Below are 13,332 nucleotides of genomic sequence, written 5' to 3' on the forward strand. Positions count from 1 at the left end.
GTCAGGCGCAGTGGAAGCGGGCCGCCGCCCAGTCCCCGTGGTCGCCGGACTTGCTGCCGTCCGCGTCGGTGACCTTCAGCCGTACGTGCCGCGCGCCCGCCAGCGGTACGTCCACCGCGACGGTCTCCGAGGCACCGGTGAGCTTCGGTGAGCGCCACACCTCCGCGCCGTCCGCCTCGACGGAGAAGGCCACTCCCCCGCCCGTGGCGATCTCGTCGTCGATCCCCACGTCCGCGGTGAGGGACGTGCAGCGGCCGCCGAGGTAGAACGCGAGGTCGGAGTCCGCGTGCGCGCCGACGCCCTTGGCGTAGGTGCGGCCGGCGAGGGTGAGGACGGCGCCGTCGTCGGGGCCGGACTCGCCGTTGCTGCGGTCGCGTTCCGCCGGTCCCCAGCCGTTGGTCTGCGCCAGCCACTCCAGATCACTCGCCCAGACGTCCGCGGCGGGCGCCTCGGGCAGCACCTGGACCGCGAAGCGCTGGGTGGTGGTACGGTCCGCGCCGGCCGAGCGGTAGCGCGCGACCGCCGTCAGCGTGACGGGGTCGGAGAGGGCCGTGCCGGCGGGCGCGGTGACCTTCACCTGCGCCTGCCCGTCCGCTCCGGGGGCCAGAGTGCCGAGTGAGGCGGGGCCCTCGACCTGCCAGCCCTCGGGCGCCTGGACCGTCACGGAGACGTCCTCCGCCTGCGCCGTGCCCGCCGTCACGCCGACCTGTACGGGCGTCGCGGCGGAGCGCGCCACCTGCTGGCCGGGGGCGGCCGAAACGGAGGCGGTGCTACCGGGGTTCCGCCCGCCCAGTGCGCTGGCGTCCTCCAGCAGGACGTCGAAGGACTGCGCGGTGGAGGTGGCGGGCACCTTGACCCGGACAACGCCGCCGCGGTCGTCCACGTCGTACCACCAGCCCTGCCCGGCGGCCTCGTAGGCGGCCTGGGAATCCAGCCGGGGCAGCTCGGCGCCCGCCGCCCGTACGGCGGCCGGGGCGTCGCCCGTGTGGACGGTGAAGTGGTACGGGCGGCTGGTCTGCTTGCCGTCGTAGGAGCCCTCCAGCGCGCCGAGGGAGATCCGCACGTCGCCGGGGCCCGACTGCGGTGCCCCGACCCGTACCGTCTGCTCGGCGAAGGCGCCGGTGCGGTGCTCGCGGGTGACGCCGTCGTCCTCGTACAGCGTGAAGGAGGACTGCCCCTGCGGGTAGACGTCCCAGGCGAGCGGGGAGTCGGCGGTGCGGTCGCGGTAGGAGCGGATGCCCGGCCACATCGGGACGGCGGCGCCCGCCTTCACGAAGAGCGGGAGGGTGTCGAGGGGGGCGCTGTAGTTGTCGACCGTGGCGGGGCCCTCGTAGCGGCGTCCGCTCCAGTAGTCGACCCAGGTGCCCTCGGGCAGGTAGATGCCGTCGCGGACGGAGGTGTCGCTGTAGACGGGGGCGACCAGGAAGGAGTCGCCCGTCATGAACTCGTACGTCGCCGCGTCCGTGGCGGCCGTCGCGTCGCCCGGGTACTGCAGGGCGAGCGGGCGCACCGGGCCGACGCCGGTGCGGGTGGCCTGGGCCGCGTGGGAGTACATGTACGGCAGCAGCGACTCCTTCAGCTTCAGGTAGCGGCGGTTGATCGAGGTGTAGGGCTCGCCCTGGCGGAAGGGCTGCTTGTCGCTCGCCGCCCAGCCGTCCATCGTCATGATCGTGGGGAGGAAGGACTTCCACTGCAGGTCGCGGACGTACGTGCGGGGGCTGCCGCCGTAGATGCCGTCCACGTCGCCGGTGGTGTAGGCGAGGCCGGACATGGTGGCGCCGGCGTAGGTGGGGATCTGGTAGCGGATGTTCTCCCAGCTGCCGCTCTGGTCGCCCGACCACTGCACGCCGCAGCGCTGGGCGCCCGCCCATGCCTCGGGGGCCCAGGTGAAGCCGCGGGCGTCGCTGTTGTCCTCGATGCCCTGGTACGCCGCCTTGCAGCCGTCCAGGGCCATCTTGTAGCCCGGGCCCACCCAGGCCACGTCCAGCTTCGCCACCCGCTGTCCGGCGCGGACCTGCTCGGCGAGTCCGCTGAGGCCGTCCTCCGTCCACAGGCCGAGCTGCGCCTTGCGCTCCTGCATGCCCTGGGCGGTGGCGGCGAGGTCCTCGTAGCCGCAGCCGTAGCCGTCGTTGACGAGCATCCAGCCGAGCGGCAGGTCGTGCTCCAGGTAACTGTCGGCGATCGTGAGGGAGTCGAGGGTACGGCGCTCGCCCCGGTTGGCGTTGTGCAGGTAGCAGTCGGCGTCGCCGATCTCCAGGCCGTAGACGGGCGGCAGGAAGGGCTTGCCGGTGAGCTGGGTGTACTGGCCGATCAGGTCCTTGGTGTCGTCCTTGGGCCCGACGACGTAGTAGGCGTCGAAGCGGGACTCCTTGGCGGTGGCGGTCACCGGGTCGGTGAAGGCGTAGGTGTTGGGGGCGTAGGTGTTGCGGTAGACGCCGTAGCCGGCCGTGGAGAGGTAGAACGGCACCGAGTTGGGGTGGCCGCCGTCCTCCCAGTCGTAGGAGACCCCGACCTCGACCGTCTTGCCGCGGTGCGAGGTGTTGCCCCGGCCGATCTGCATGCCGGCGCCGTAGAACTGCTCCTCGGTGCCGCGCGCCAGGGTCTGGGTGGTCTGCTCCGCCGTCCAGCTCAGGCCCTTGCTCTCGGCCCAGACGAGGCTGCCGTCGGCGCGGTGGAGGGCGAAGCGCAGGGGCGCCTTGTACGCGCGCAGGGTGACCGCGCCGGTGCTCATCTCGTAGCGGTCGCCCGCGTCGCGCCAGGTGGCGGTGGGCGGCGCGGACTGCGGCAGCACGATGTCGCCGCCGACGGGGTCGGTGAACTTGCCGCGGGGGGCGAACTCCACCCGCAGCGCGCTCTGCGTGACGAAGCTGACCCGGGCCTTCGCGCGGCCCGCCGTGAGCTGGAAGACGGGTCCGGCGGCGCTGAAGTCCGTGACGGCGCCCACCGTCTGCTCGGTGGGGGACGGGGCCGCCTGGGCGGGCGTGCCGAGGCCGGCCGTCGCCGCCGCCAGTGCGAGCAGCACGGTGGCGGCGACGGCGCGCAGGCCCCTGGGCCTGCGTGGGGAGCGCGGTGTTCTTGCTCGTCCAAGTCGTGTCATGGACACAGTGATTACCGCGCGGCGGCGCGGTGGAGCCATGGACGCGTGTGCGCGGCGGGTGGACTTCTGTGGCCCACCTGCGGCAACGGCGCGGCGTACCGCGGCCGTTGGGGCGTACTACAGGGGAACGGCGACGAGTGTGGAAGCGGTCGCGGGGTTCGACCAGTCGGAGTCGAAGGCCGCGTTGGCCACGTACAGCCGTCCGCCCCAGGCGGCGGCCGTCGTCGGCTCGTCGAAGCGGGGGTCCTCGATCCGCTTGACGAACGTGCCCGCCGTGCCGGTCTCGTCGAGGTGGTAGACCTCGACGGCGTACTGCCAGTTGAGAACGACGTACAGGGTGCGCCCGCGCAGCAGCAGGCCGTCGCCGTTGGCGGGCGGGGTGCCGCCGCTGAGCGCGACGGCGGTGGCGTGGCCGCTCGCGGGGTCGACGCGGTAGAGCGTGGCGGCGTTGCCGCTGACGACGAGCAGGGCGCGGCCGTCGGGGGTGCGGCACAGTCCGTTGGCGCCCCAGTACTCGCCGCCGGGCGGGGTGGGCTGCCAGTCGCCGCCCAGGGGCAGCGCGGTGAGCGCGGCGGCGGGCGGGGCCTGCGCGGTGACGGGGAGGCGGTAGAGGACGTCGTTGAAGGAGTCGGTGAACCAGGCCTCGCCGTCGGCGACCACCACGTCGTTGACGAAGGAGGTGCCGGTGGCGGCCTGGTAGCGGCCCAGGACGGCGCCGCTCGCGCTGTGCACGAGGCGGATCTCGCCGTACGCGCCGCCGGCGACCAGCAGCCGCCCGTACGGGTCGGTCTTCAGCCCGACGGACATGGTGTCCGGCGCCGCCGGGGTGACGAGCCGCCCCCGGCCGGTGGCCAGGTCGGCCCGGTAGAGGGAGCCGTCGATCAGGGAGCCGGTGTAGGCGACCGGGCCGGGGCCGATCGCGATGCCCTCGGGCTGGAAGCCCGCGGGGAGGTGGATCGTGTCCGGCCAGGGCTGCGCGGCCCGGGCGGCGGGGGCGAGTGCTCCTACCGCGGCGGCGCCGGTGAGCGCGGCGGCGGTGGCGAGGAAGCGGCGGCGGGGAAGCGGTGCGGGCATCGGGTGGTCCTTCCGTCTGCGAACCATCGGCTGACACGGCCCTCACAGGGCAGCACATCGGGCCGCGGCCCGTACCCGGCTCGTGGCGACCTTCACCGAAACGCAACAGGCGTCCGCTTCCGGCCGGAAGCGGACGCCTGTCGTCACGTACGGGAGGGCCACGTACGGGAGGGGGATGCGCTAGAGCGCGACGCCCAACAGGGCGTCCACCGCGCGGGAGATGACGCCCGGCGCGCCCTGGTCCGTACCCCCCTCGGTGCGCTGCAGGGCCGCCCAGCGGTCGACGGCCGCCAGGGCGGCGGGGGCGTCGAGGTCGTCCGCGAGGGCGGCGCGCAGGGCCTCCACGGTCGCCTCGGCGGCGGGGCCGTCGGGGCGGGAGACAGCGTCGCGCCAGACGGCCAGCCGCTCCTGCGCCCGCTCCAGCACCGCGTCGGTCCACTCCCAGTCGGTGCGGTAGTGGTGGGCGAGGAGGGCGAGGCGGATGGCGGCGGGGTCGACGCCCGAGCGGCGCAGCTGGGAGACGAAGACCAGGTTGCCGCGGGACTTGGACATCTTCTCGCCGTCCAGCGCCACCAGTCCGGCGTGCACGTACGCCTTCGCGAACGGGTACTCACCGGTGAGGGCCTGGCCGTGCGAGGCGCCCATCTCGTGGTGCGGGAAGGCGAGATCGCTGCCGCCGCCCTGGATGTCGAAGCCCATGCCGAGGTGTTCGAGCGCGATGGCCACGCACTCGATGTGCCAGCCGGGGCGCCCGCTGCCGAGGGAGGCGCCGTCCCAACTCGGCTCGCCCGCGCGGGCGGCCATCCACAGCATCGGGTCCAGGGGGTTCTTCTTGCCGGGGCGCTCGGGGTCGCCGCCGCGCTCGGCCGACAGCAGCCGCATCGCCTCGGCGTCCAGGTGGGAGACGGTGCCGAAGTGCGGGTCGGCCTCGACGGAGAAGTAGACGTCGCCCTCCAGCTCGTAGGCGGCGCCGGCGTCGCGCAGCCGCTCGACCAGGGGGACGATCAGCGGTATCGACTCGACGGCGCCCACGTACTGCCGGGGCGGGAGCATCCGCAGCGCCGTCATGTCCTCGCGGAAGAGGGCCGTCTCGCGCTCCGCGAGGTGCGTCCAGTCCTCGCCGTCGCGGGCGGCGCGCTCCAGGAGCGGGTCGTCGACGTCGGTGACGTTCTGGACGTAGTGGACCTGGCGCTTGTTGTCGAGCCACACGCGCTGGACGAGGTCGAAGGCGTTGTAGGTCGCCGCGTGACCGATGTGGGTGGCGTCGTACGGGGTGATCCCGCAGACGTAGAGACGGGCGGTCCCCTCCGGTCGGAGGGTGATCGACTCGCCGGTCGCGGTGTCGTGAATCCGGAGGTCACGGCCGGTGCCGGGCAGGGCGGGGACGTCGGAGGCGGGCCAGGCGTACATGCCTTGAGCGTAACCGGCCGGGATGTTCTCCACACCGGCGGCCCGGGGCGGCGCTGTTCGGGGGCTCTTCGGGGGCGCCCCGGGCCCGTCTCTCAGATCGGCGGCCACGGGATCGCCGGTCCGCCGCCGCCGGGTCGCGGATGGCGGCCGGTGGCCAGCAGGGCGTCGACGCGCGCCCGCAGCGCCGTCAGCTCGGCGGGGGTGATCAGCTCCGCCAGCCGTACGGCGAGGGGGCCGTCCCCCGCCAGGGCGGCCGACAGGTCCGCCAGCACGGTGCGGGCCTCCCCGGTGAGGGGCTCGCCCGCCCAGCCCCACAGCAGGGTGCGCAGCTTGTCGTCGGCGTTGAAGGTGATGCCGTGGTCGATGGCGTACAGCCGGCCGTCGCCGACCGGCAGCAGATGGCCGCCCTTGCGGTCGGCGTTGTTGATGACCGCGTCGAGCACCGCCAGCCGGCGCAGCCGCTCGTCGTCGGCGTGGACGAGCAGGGCGGTGCGCCCCCCGCCGGTGTCCGCGAGGCCGACCGCCTTCCAGCCGGGGCCCGGCTCGGGGGCGTCCACGAGGGCGAGCAGGCTCGTACCGTCCGCCCCGCCGGGGGCCGGCTCGACCCACAGCTGGCACATCCCCCGCCCGTACGGCCCCTCCTCGCGCAGGACGGTCGGCGGGACGAGCCGCCAGCCGGTGGCCTCGGAGACCTCGTAGGCGGCGACCTCCCGCTGCGCGAGGGTGCCGTCGGGGAAGTCCCAGAGCGGGCGCTCCCCCGCCACCGGCTTGTAGACGCACCGCACGGCGTGCCCGTCCAGCTCGGCGCGGCACAGCAGCGCGGAGTTGGAGGACTCGCGGATGCGCCCCAGCACCGTCAGCTCGCCCCGGCTGAGCACCTCGCCGGGCGGCGGGCCCTCCGCCCCGTCGCCGGAGGGTGTCACTCGCCCCGGCGGTAGCCGTTCTGACGCGGGCATACGTGTCCCTCCGGGTCGAGCGGCAGGCTGCACAGCGGGCACGGCGGACGGCCGGCGTTGACGACCTCCAGGGCGCGTTTGGCGAAGGCGCGGGCCATCGGGCCGGTGAGGCGCACACGGAGCATCGGGGGGCCGTGCTCGTCGTCCTGCAGCAGTGCCTCCTCGGCCGCCGCCAGGTCCTCCTCGGACTCCGCCTCCAGCTCGACGAGGGCCTGCGCCTCCACCACGAGCCGCTCGCCCTCGCCGTCCCAGGCGAGCGCCATGGTGCCGACGCGGAACTCCTCGTCCACCGGGGCGTCCAGCGGGGCGGTGTCGGTGAGTTCGCCCGGGGCGACGGCGGGGACGGCGGCGTTGCCGCCGGTGCGCCGCACCACCTCGTCGAGCAGCTCGTCCATCCGCTGGGCGAGCGCCTCGACCTGGGCCTTCTCCAGCGCCACGCTGGTCGTACGGCCGGCGCGGGACGCCTGCAGATAGAACGACCGGCGGCCGGGCAGACCTACCGTGCCCGCGACGAAGCGGTCCGGCGGATCATAGAGGTACACCTCTCGAGGCACGTCCTGCTCCGATGACTCGACGTGATTGCGGGTCAACCCTACTGCGGGGGGTCTCACGGCGCCCCGGCGCCGCCGCCCACCTCGGCGTCCTGCACGCGGGCGGGGGCCTGCGCTGCCGGTACGGGCGGCGGAGGGCCCGCCAGGGACGCCAGGTCGCCCGTGTCCCCCAGCCGCAGCAGGAAGGGCCGCAGCGGCGTGTAGCGCACGGCGGTGACGGAGGCCGGGTCGGCGGCGAGGCGCTGGAAGAGGTCGAGGTGCATGCCCAGGGCGTCCGCGACGACGGCCTTGACGATGTCGCCGTGCGTGCACATCGCGTACACCGCGTCCTCGCCGTGCTCGGCGGCGATCCGCGTGTTCCAGTCCCGGACGGCCTCCACCGCCCGTGCCTGCATGGCGCGCATGGACTCCCCGCCGGGGAAGACGGCGGCGCAGGGGTGGGCCTGGACGGTGGCCATCAGCGGCTCGTCGGACAGCTCCGCCAGTTTGCGCCCGCTCCACTGCCCGTAGTCGCACTCGGTGATGCGCTCGTCCTCGTAGGAGGGGAGCTCCGGGCGGGCGGCGAGGAGCGGGGCCAGGGTCTCGCGGCAGCGCTCCAGCGGGCTGCTGACGGCGGCGGCCAGCCCGACGCCCGCCAGCCGGCCGGGGAGCGCGAGGGCCTGCGCCAGTCCGCGCTCGTCGAGGGTGACGCCGGGGGTGCGCCCGGCCAGCACGCCGGCGGTGTTGGCGGTCGAGCGGCCGTGCCTGATCAGCAGCAGGGTGGGCATGTCCCTCAGCGTACGGGGCAGCGTACGCAAGGACAGCCCGGTCCCCGTCGGAAAGAATGGCACCGTGATCGTCGACTGCGCGCTCTACACGGACGGCCGCAGGCAGGAGTCGGCGGAAGCCTTCCCCTCGCTGCTCGCCCGGGCCCGGGCGGACAAGGACAGTTTCGTCTGGCTGGGCCTCCACGAGCCCGACGAGAAGGAGTTCGCCACCGTCACCCACGAGCTGGGGCTCCATCCGCTCGCCGCGGAGGACGCCGTCTCCGCACACGAACGGCCCAAGCTGGAGTCCTACCCGGGGATGCTCTTCCTCGTCCTCAAGCCCGTGCTGTACGACCACGCGACCGACGACCTGAGCACGTACGAGATCGCGGTCTTCCTCGGCGACTCCTACGTGCTCACCGTCCGCCACGGCGCCGCCAACCCGCTCGGCGAGGTGCGCCGGCGGCTGGAGCAGGCGCCGCCGGTCCTGCGGCACGGCCCCACCGCGGTGATGTACGCGGTCTGCGACGCGGTCGTCGACAACTACCTCGCGGTCGCCGACGACATGCACATCGACCTGGAGGAGCTGGAGGCGGAGGTCTTCGACCCGGACTCCCCCAAGTCGCGCCGGACGGTCACGCGGATCTACCACTTCAAGCGCCAGACCCTGGAGTTCCGGCGCGCCGCCGCCCCGCTGGCCGATCCCATGCGGCGGCTGGCGAACGGCGGCGTGCCGTTCGTCCACGAGGACGACCAGCCCTTCTTCCGCGACGTCAGCGACCACCTCACCCGGGTCATCGAGCACGTGGAGGGCATCGACCGGCTGCTCAGCGACATCCTCAGCGCGCAGCTGGCCCAGATGGGTGTCCAGCAGAACGACGACATGCGCAAGATCTCCGCGTACGCGGCCATGGCGGCGGTGCCGACGCTGATCGGCGCGGTGTACGGGATGAACTTCGACCACATGCCGGAGCTGCACTGGGAGTTCGGCTATCCGCTGGTGCTGCTGGTGATGGGGCTGGCGGTGTTCGGCCTCTACCGGCTCTTCAAGCGCAACAAGTGGCTCTGATCCGGCGCCGGCCGCTCCCCGCGGGGCCGTACGCCCCGGCAGGCACTCAGGCCGCGTGCGCCGCCGGCGGGACCGCGCCGCCCAGGGCGTCGAGCCGCTCGGGCATCCGCAGGGTCACCATCCGCCGCCAGCCCAGCGACCGCTCGTACGCGTAGACGCCGTTGACCCCGGCGGCGAGCACCGCCGCCTTCTGCCGGGGCCAGCCCAGCAGCCGCCCCATGCGCGCGGTCACCGCGTGGCTGACGTCGCGGTAGACGGCGATCTCCGCGAGCGCCGCCTCGCGCAGCACCCGCTGGATCGTACGGCCGTGGCCCGCCCGCGCCAGGCGCAGCAGCTCCTCGTTGCAGTAGGCGAGGTGGTTGTCCTCGTCGGCCGAGATCATCCGTACCGCGCGGCCCACCTCGGGATGGTCGCCGAAGTGCTTCAGCAGCATCCCCATCTGCTCGGAGGCGCGCTGCTCGGTGACCCGGCTGTGCGCCAGGTAGACGATGACGTCCCGCTCGGTGAGGCGGTCGCTGCCCCGCAGCCTGGTGTGCGGCAGCCCGATGCCGATGCCCTCCAGGATCATCGTATAGTCGGTCTCCTTGGGCACCGTCACGGGCTCCAGTCCGCGCTTCTTCAGCAGCGCGGTGAAGATCCGGCCGTGCTTGTCCTCGTCCGCGCCGTGCCGGGCCACCTTCGGCGCCAGTTCCCGGTAGGAGTCCGGCACCAGTGCCGCGATCCGGGCGTTCTCCCAGCCGCCCTGCGCCTCGCCGGCGGCGGCGATGGAGCAGAACAGCCGGAAGGACTCGTCGTTGTCGAGGATCTCCCCGTACAGGGACTTGGGTGAGAGCATCGGTCCACCTCCGCTGCGGTGACATTCGCGTTCGAGTCAATGACGCGGCGCGGCGTCCCGCAACAGGAGGCGCGCCGGGCCTGCGCAAGCCGCCCGGCGCCGCCGGTTCACGCCAGCCCGGCGCGCTCCAGCGCCTCGGCGCCCGCCCGGACCCCGGCCAGGCGCTCCTCCAGGGTGAAGCCCGCGGGCGCCAGCGACAGCGTGGTCACCCCGACCTGGGCGTAGGCCTGCATGCGGTCGGCGATCCGCTCGACGGGGCCGAGCAGCGAGGTGGAGTCGATCAGCTCGCGCGGCACGGCGGCCGCGGCGCCGTCCTTGTCGCCGGCCAGGTAGCGCTCCTGGATCTCGGCGGCCTCCTTCTCGTAGCCCATGCGCTGCGCGAGCCTGTTGTAGAAGTTCTGCTTGCGGCTGCCCATCCCGCCGACGTACAGCGCGGTGTACGGGCGGAACATGTCGGCCAGCGCCGCCGGGTCGTCGCCCACGGCCAGCGACACGGTGGGGACGACGTCGAAGCCGGCGAGGGTCTTGCCGGCGAGGGCGCGGCCGGTGCGCAGCGGGGTGAGGGTGGTCTCCTCGGCGTGCGCGGGGTCGAAGAAGAGGACCAGGGCGCCGTCGGCGATCTCGCCGGTCTGCTCCAGGTTCTTCGGGCCGATGGCGGCGATGTAGAGCGGGATGCGCTCGCGGACGGGGTGCACGGTGAGCTTGATGGGCTTGCCGGGGCCGTCGGGCAGCGGCAGCGTCCAGTGCTCGCCCTGGTGGCTGAGGCGCTCGCGGGCCAGCGCCTTGTAGACGATCTCGACGTACTCGCGGGTACGGGCGAGCGGCCGGTCGAAGCGCACCCCGTACCAGCCCTCGGAGACCTGCGGTCCGGAGACGCCCAGGCCCAGGCGGAAGCGGCCGCCGGTGAGGGTGTCGAGGGTGGCGGCGGTCATCGCCGTCATCGCCGGGGTGCGGGCCGGGATCTGGAAGATCGCGGAGCCGACGTCGATCCGCTCGGTCCGGGCGCCGACCCAGGCCAGGACGGTCGCGGCGTCGGAGCCGTAGGCCTCCGCCGCCCAGCAGACGTCGTAGCCGAGCCGGTCGGCCTCCTGGGCGACGGCGAGGTTGTCCGCGTCCATCCCGGCGCCCCAGTAGCCGAGGTTGATTCCGAGCCGCATCCCGCTCCCCTTACCAGTGGGTAATGTCGTCCTGGGTCGGACTCTAGCGTTCGGATCGCACGTACGGCAGTGCGAGGCGGGACGGGCTGCCAAGGGCGCCTTCGCGGGCCCGGCGGCCGGGGTTGTCCACAGGGGGACGCGGCGGGCCGCCGCGCACCACTAATCTCACGGGGCATGGAGCTCAGGCATCTCGGCCGCAGTGGCCTTCGCGTCTCCCGTATCGGGCTCGGCACCCTCACCTGGGGCCGCGATACGGGGGAGGATGACGCCGCCGCGCAGTTGAAGACCTTCTGGGAGAGCGGCGGCACCCTGGTCGACACCGCCGACGTCTACGCGGACGGCGGCGCGGAGTACGTGCTGGGGCGGCTGCTCGGCTCCCTGGTGCCGCGGCGGGATGTGGTGGTCTGCACGAAGGCGGGCAGCGTCGCGGACCCGGAGCGGCGCGTCGACTGCTCGCGCGGCCATCTCCTCGCGGCGCTGGACGCCTCCCTGGAGCGGCTGGGGACGGAGTACGTGGACCTCTGGCAGGTCCACGCCTTCGATCCGTACACCCCGCTGGACGAGACGATGCAGGCGCTGGACCTCGCGGTGAGCAGCGGGCGGGCCCGCTATGCGGGGGTCAGCGGCTTCTGCGGCTGGCAGCTGGCCAAGGCGGCGACCTGGCAGCTGGCCCAGCCGGTGGGGCGCACCCGGCTGGCCGGGACGCAGCTGGAGTACTCGCTGCTGCAGCGGGGGGTCGAGCGCGAGGTGCTGCCGGCCGTGCTGGATCTGGGGCTGGGGCTGCTGCCCTCCTCGCCGCTGGGGCGCGGAGTGCTCACCGGCAAGTACCGCGACGCGGTCCCGGCCGGTTCGCGCGGGGCGACGGAGCATCTGGCGCCGTTCGTGGCGCCGTACCTGGACGAGCCGGCGAGCCGGGTGGTGGACGCGGTGGCGACGGCGGCCGACGGGCTGGCGGTCTCGCCGCTGCAGGTGGCGCTGGCCTGGGTGCGCGACAGACCGGGGGTGGCCGCGCCGGTGGTCGGCGCGCGCACAGCCGACCAGCTGGCGGAGGCGTTGTCAGTGGAGGCCCTTACGCTTCCAGACGAGATCCGCCGCGCGCTGGACGATGTCTCGGCGCCGCTGCACCGCTATCCGGACCATGACTGGAGCACCTTGTGAGTGACGCAGGCGCCCTCGCCGACAGCGACCCCGGGACTGCCGGGGGCGCCGATGCCGCCGTGCCCGAGGAGCGGGCCGCGGAGCCCGCCCGGGGGGCCGTGGAGGCTGCCGGTGACGCGGCCGCCGGGGCGGCTCAGGACTCGGAGGCGGTGGAGGAGCGCGCGGAGCCGGAGCGCGTGGAGCCGGGTGCCGGCGCGGTCGCGGGGAAGGCCCGGGCGGCGGTGCCGGTCGAGGCGGGGCAGGCGCTGAGCGGCGACGCGGCCCAACTGCTCGCCGCTGTGCGGGCGGTGGAGAAGGGCGAGCGCCCGGCCTCCTCGTTCTACGCGCAGGCGCCCAGGCCCGCGCGGCGCGCCCCGGCGCCCCGGACTGCCCCTCCCCCATCCGGCGGCTCACCCGTCGCCGGGGCCGTCGCGCCGGGTGAGCCGGACGCCGCGGCGGTGGCAGCGGTCCGCGAGGTGCTGGCGGCCGGGGGCGCCCCGGAGGCGCTGGCGGCGCGGGCGGTCGAGGTGCTGGGCGAGGGCGCGGCGGACGCCCTGCGCGCCGACCCCTGGCAGCTGCTCGCCGTGCCCGGCGTCATGCCGGCCCAGGCCGACGGCTTCGCCCGCGCGCTGCTGGGCGCCGGGTGCGGCCCCGAGGACCCGCGCCGCACGCTGGCGCTGGCGGGTTGGCTGCTGGAGCAGGCGGCCCGCCGGGGGCACACCGTGCTGGAGAGCGCGGTGCTGGCCAAGGCCCTGGCCCAGTACGGGGTGGCGGACGCCGACGCCGCGTTGGAGGCCGCGGTCGGCGAGGGCGCGGCGCTGGTCTTCCACGAGCCGCTGGGTCCGCCGGCGGCGGAGGGCGAGGAGCCGCCGGTGCGGGTCCTGCTGGGGCTGGAGCGCTACGCCCTGGCGGAGGAGAGCCTGGCGGAGGGCGTCGCCCGGCTGCGTACGACGTTCGGGGAGCGGGAAGATCCGGCGGACGGCGGCGCCGCGGCCTGGGAGCGGGTGGCGGAGGCGGCGCCCGGTCCCTCGGCGGCCGAGCTGGTCCGGGCCGCCTCGCAGAGCGGTCTCGTGCTGCACGTGGGCGGTGAGGCCGCCCGGGCCGAGCCCGCGGCGCTGGTCGCCGCGGCGCTGCGGCTCGGCCTGCGCGCCTGCCTCGCGGCGTACACGGCGGACGGCCGCCGGCGCGCGGCGGCGCTGCTGGCGGCCGCGGCCCCCGGGGCCGCGGTTGCGGGGGGCCGGCCTGGCTCCGGCGGCGCCCAGGGGCCCTCCGCGGGCACCGTGGCGGGCGCGGGGGGCCC

At 74.7% G+C, this 13,332-nt stretch carries 11 protein-coding genes; 3 read left to right on the forward strand and 8 right to left on the reverse strand.

The window, feature by feature from the left end; translation table 11 throughout:
• Position 1: 1 nt before the first annotated feature.
• The 6 genes from ACFQLX_RS06935 to ACFQLX_RS06960 form a co-directional block, all read right to left on the reverse strand.
• A complete protein-coding gene (locus ACFQLX_RS06935; protein WP_386413133.1) occupies positions 2–3,097 on the reverse strand; it encodes an NPCBM/NEW2 domain-containing protein in 3,096 nt (1,031 codons plus the stop codon).
• Between the two features lie 117 nt (positions 3,098–3,214).
• Positions 3,215–4,171 (reverse strand): SMP-30/gluconolactonase/LRE family protein, encoded by a 957-nt coding sequence (locus ACFQLX_RS06940; protein ID WP_386413134.1) that lies wholly within the window; start codon positions 4,169–4,171, stop codon positions 3,215–3,217.
• Between the two features lie 180 nt (positions 4,172–4,351).
• Positions 4,352–5,581, reverse strand: a complete 1,230-nt coding sequence (gene mshC, locus ACFQLX_RS06945) for a cysteine--1-D-myo-inosityl 2-amino-2-deoxy-alpha-D-glucopyranoside ligase (protein WP_386413135.1) — start codon at positions 5,579–5,581, stop codon at positions 4,352–4,354.
• A gap of 92 nt (positions 5,582–5,673) precedes the next feature.
• The gene (locus ACFQLX_RS06950) at positions 5,674–6,537 is read right to left on the reverse strand and encodes an SCO1664 family protein (RefSeq protein ID WP_386413137.1); all 864 of its coding nucleotides are present in this window, start codon (positions 6,535–6,537) and stop codon (positions 5,674–5,676) included.
• Positions 6,501–7,091 carry a DUF3090 domain-containing protein gene (locus ACFQLX_RS06955; RefSeq protein WP_386413138.1) on the reverse strand — a complete coding sequence of 197 codons (591 nt, stop codon included), beginning with the start codon at positions 7,089–7,091 and terminating at the stop codon, positions 6,501–6,503. The genes ACFQLX_RS06950 and ACFQLX_RS06955 overlap by 37 nt, the downstream gene beginning before the upstream one ends.
• Positions 7,092–7,144: 53 nt before the next feature.
• A complete protein-coding gene (locus ACFQLX_RS06960) occupies positions 7,145–7,855 on the reverse strand; it encodes a histidine phosphatase family protein (protein ID WP_386413140.1) in 711 nt (236 codons plus the stop codon).
• 64 nt (positions 7,856–7,919) lie between these two features.
• On the opposite strand from ACFQLX_RS06960, the gene corA reads away from it, so the two are divergent.
• Positions 7,920–8,903, forward strand: coding sequence for a magnesium/cobalt transporter CorA (corA, locus tag ACFQLX_RS06965; RefSeq protein ID WP_386413155.1), 984 nt, complete (start codon positions 7,920–7,922; stop codon positions 8,901–8,903).
• Between the two features lie 46 nt (positions 8,904–8,949).
• Here corA and ACFQLX_RS06970 read toward each other — a convergent pair whose 3' ends face one another.
• Together ACFQLX_RS06970 and ACFQLX_RS06975 are read right to left on the reverse strand one after the other, a co-directional pair.
• Positions 8,950–9,738, reverse strand: coding sequence for a ferritin-like domain-containing protein (locus tag ACFQLX_RS06970; RefSeq protein WP_386413141.1), 789 nt, complete (start codon positions 9,736–9,738; stop codon positions 8,950–8,952).
• A gap of 107 nt (positions 9,739–9,845) precedes the next feature.
• A complete protein-coding gene (locus ACFQLX_RS06975) occupies positions 9,846–10,895 on the reverse strand; it encodes an LLM class F420-dependent oxidoreductase (protein ID WP_386413142.1) in 1,050 nt (349 codons plus the stop codon).
• 174 nt (positions 10,896–11,069) lie between these two features.
• On the opposite strand from ACFQLX_RS06975, the gene ACFQLX_RS06980 reads away from it, so the two are divergent.
• Together ACFQLX_RS06980 and ACFQLX_RS06985 are read left to right on the forward strand one after the other, a co-directional pair.
• The gene (locus tag ACFQLX_RS06980) at positions 11,070–12,053 is read left to right on the forward strand and encodes an aldo/keto reductase (protein ID WP_386413144.1); all 984 of its coding nucleotides are present in this window, start codon (positions 11,070–11,072) and stop codon (positions 12,051–12,053) included.
• The coding region (locus ACFQLX_RS06985) for a helix-hairpin-helix domain-containing protein (RefSeq protein ID WP_386413145.1) at positions 12,050–13,332 on the forward strand (1,283 nt) is incomplete at its 3' end. The genes ACFQLX_RS06980 and ACFQLX_RS06985, both read left to right, overlap by 4 nt.

Source organism: Streptomyces polyrhachis (assembly GCF_042663125.1).
Lineage (GTDB): Bacteria > Actinomycetota > Actinomycetes > Streptomycetales > Streptomycetaceae > Streptomyces > Streptomyces polyrhachii.

Coding starts and splice junctions, on each gene's coding strand:
- ACFQLX_RS06980 (WP_386413144.1), top strand. CDS start 11,070: ATGGAGCTCAGGCATCTCGGCCGCAGTGGCCTTCGCGTCTCCCGTATC.
- ACFQLX_RS06950 (WP_386413137.1), bottom strand. CDS start 6,537: ATGCCCGCGTCAGAACGGCTACCGCCGGGGCGAGTGACACCCTCCGGC.
- mshC (WP_386413135.1), bottom strand. CDS start 5,581: ATGTACGCCTGGCCCGCCTCCGACGTCCCCGCCCTGCCCGGCACCGGC.
- ACFQLX_RS06960 (WP_386413140.1), bottom strand. CDS start 7,855: ATGCCCACCCTGCTGCTGATCAGGCACGGCCGCTCGACCGCCAACACC.
- ACFQLX_RS06975 (WP_386413142.1), bottom strand. CDS start 10,895: ATGCGGCTCGGAATCAACCTCGGCTACTGGGGCGCCGGGATGGACGCG.
- ACFQLX_RS06970 (WP_386413141.1), bottom strand. CDS start 9,738: ATGCTCTCACCCAAGTCCCTGTACGGGGAGATCCTCGACAACGACGAG.
- ACFQLX_RS06935 (WP_386413133.1), bottom strand. CDS start 3,097: ATGACACGACTTGGACGAGCAAGAACACCGCGCTCCCCACGCAGGCCC.
- ACFQLX_RS06940 (WP_386413134.1), bottom strand. CDS start 4,171: ATGCCCGCACCGCTTCCCCGCCGCCGCTTCCTCGCCACCGCCGCCGCG.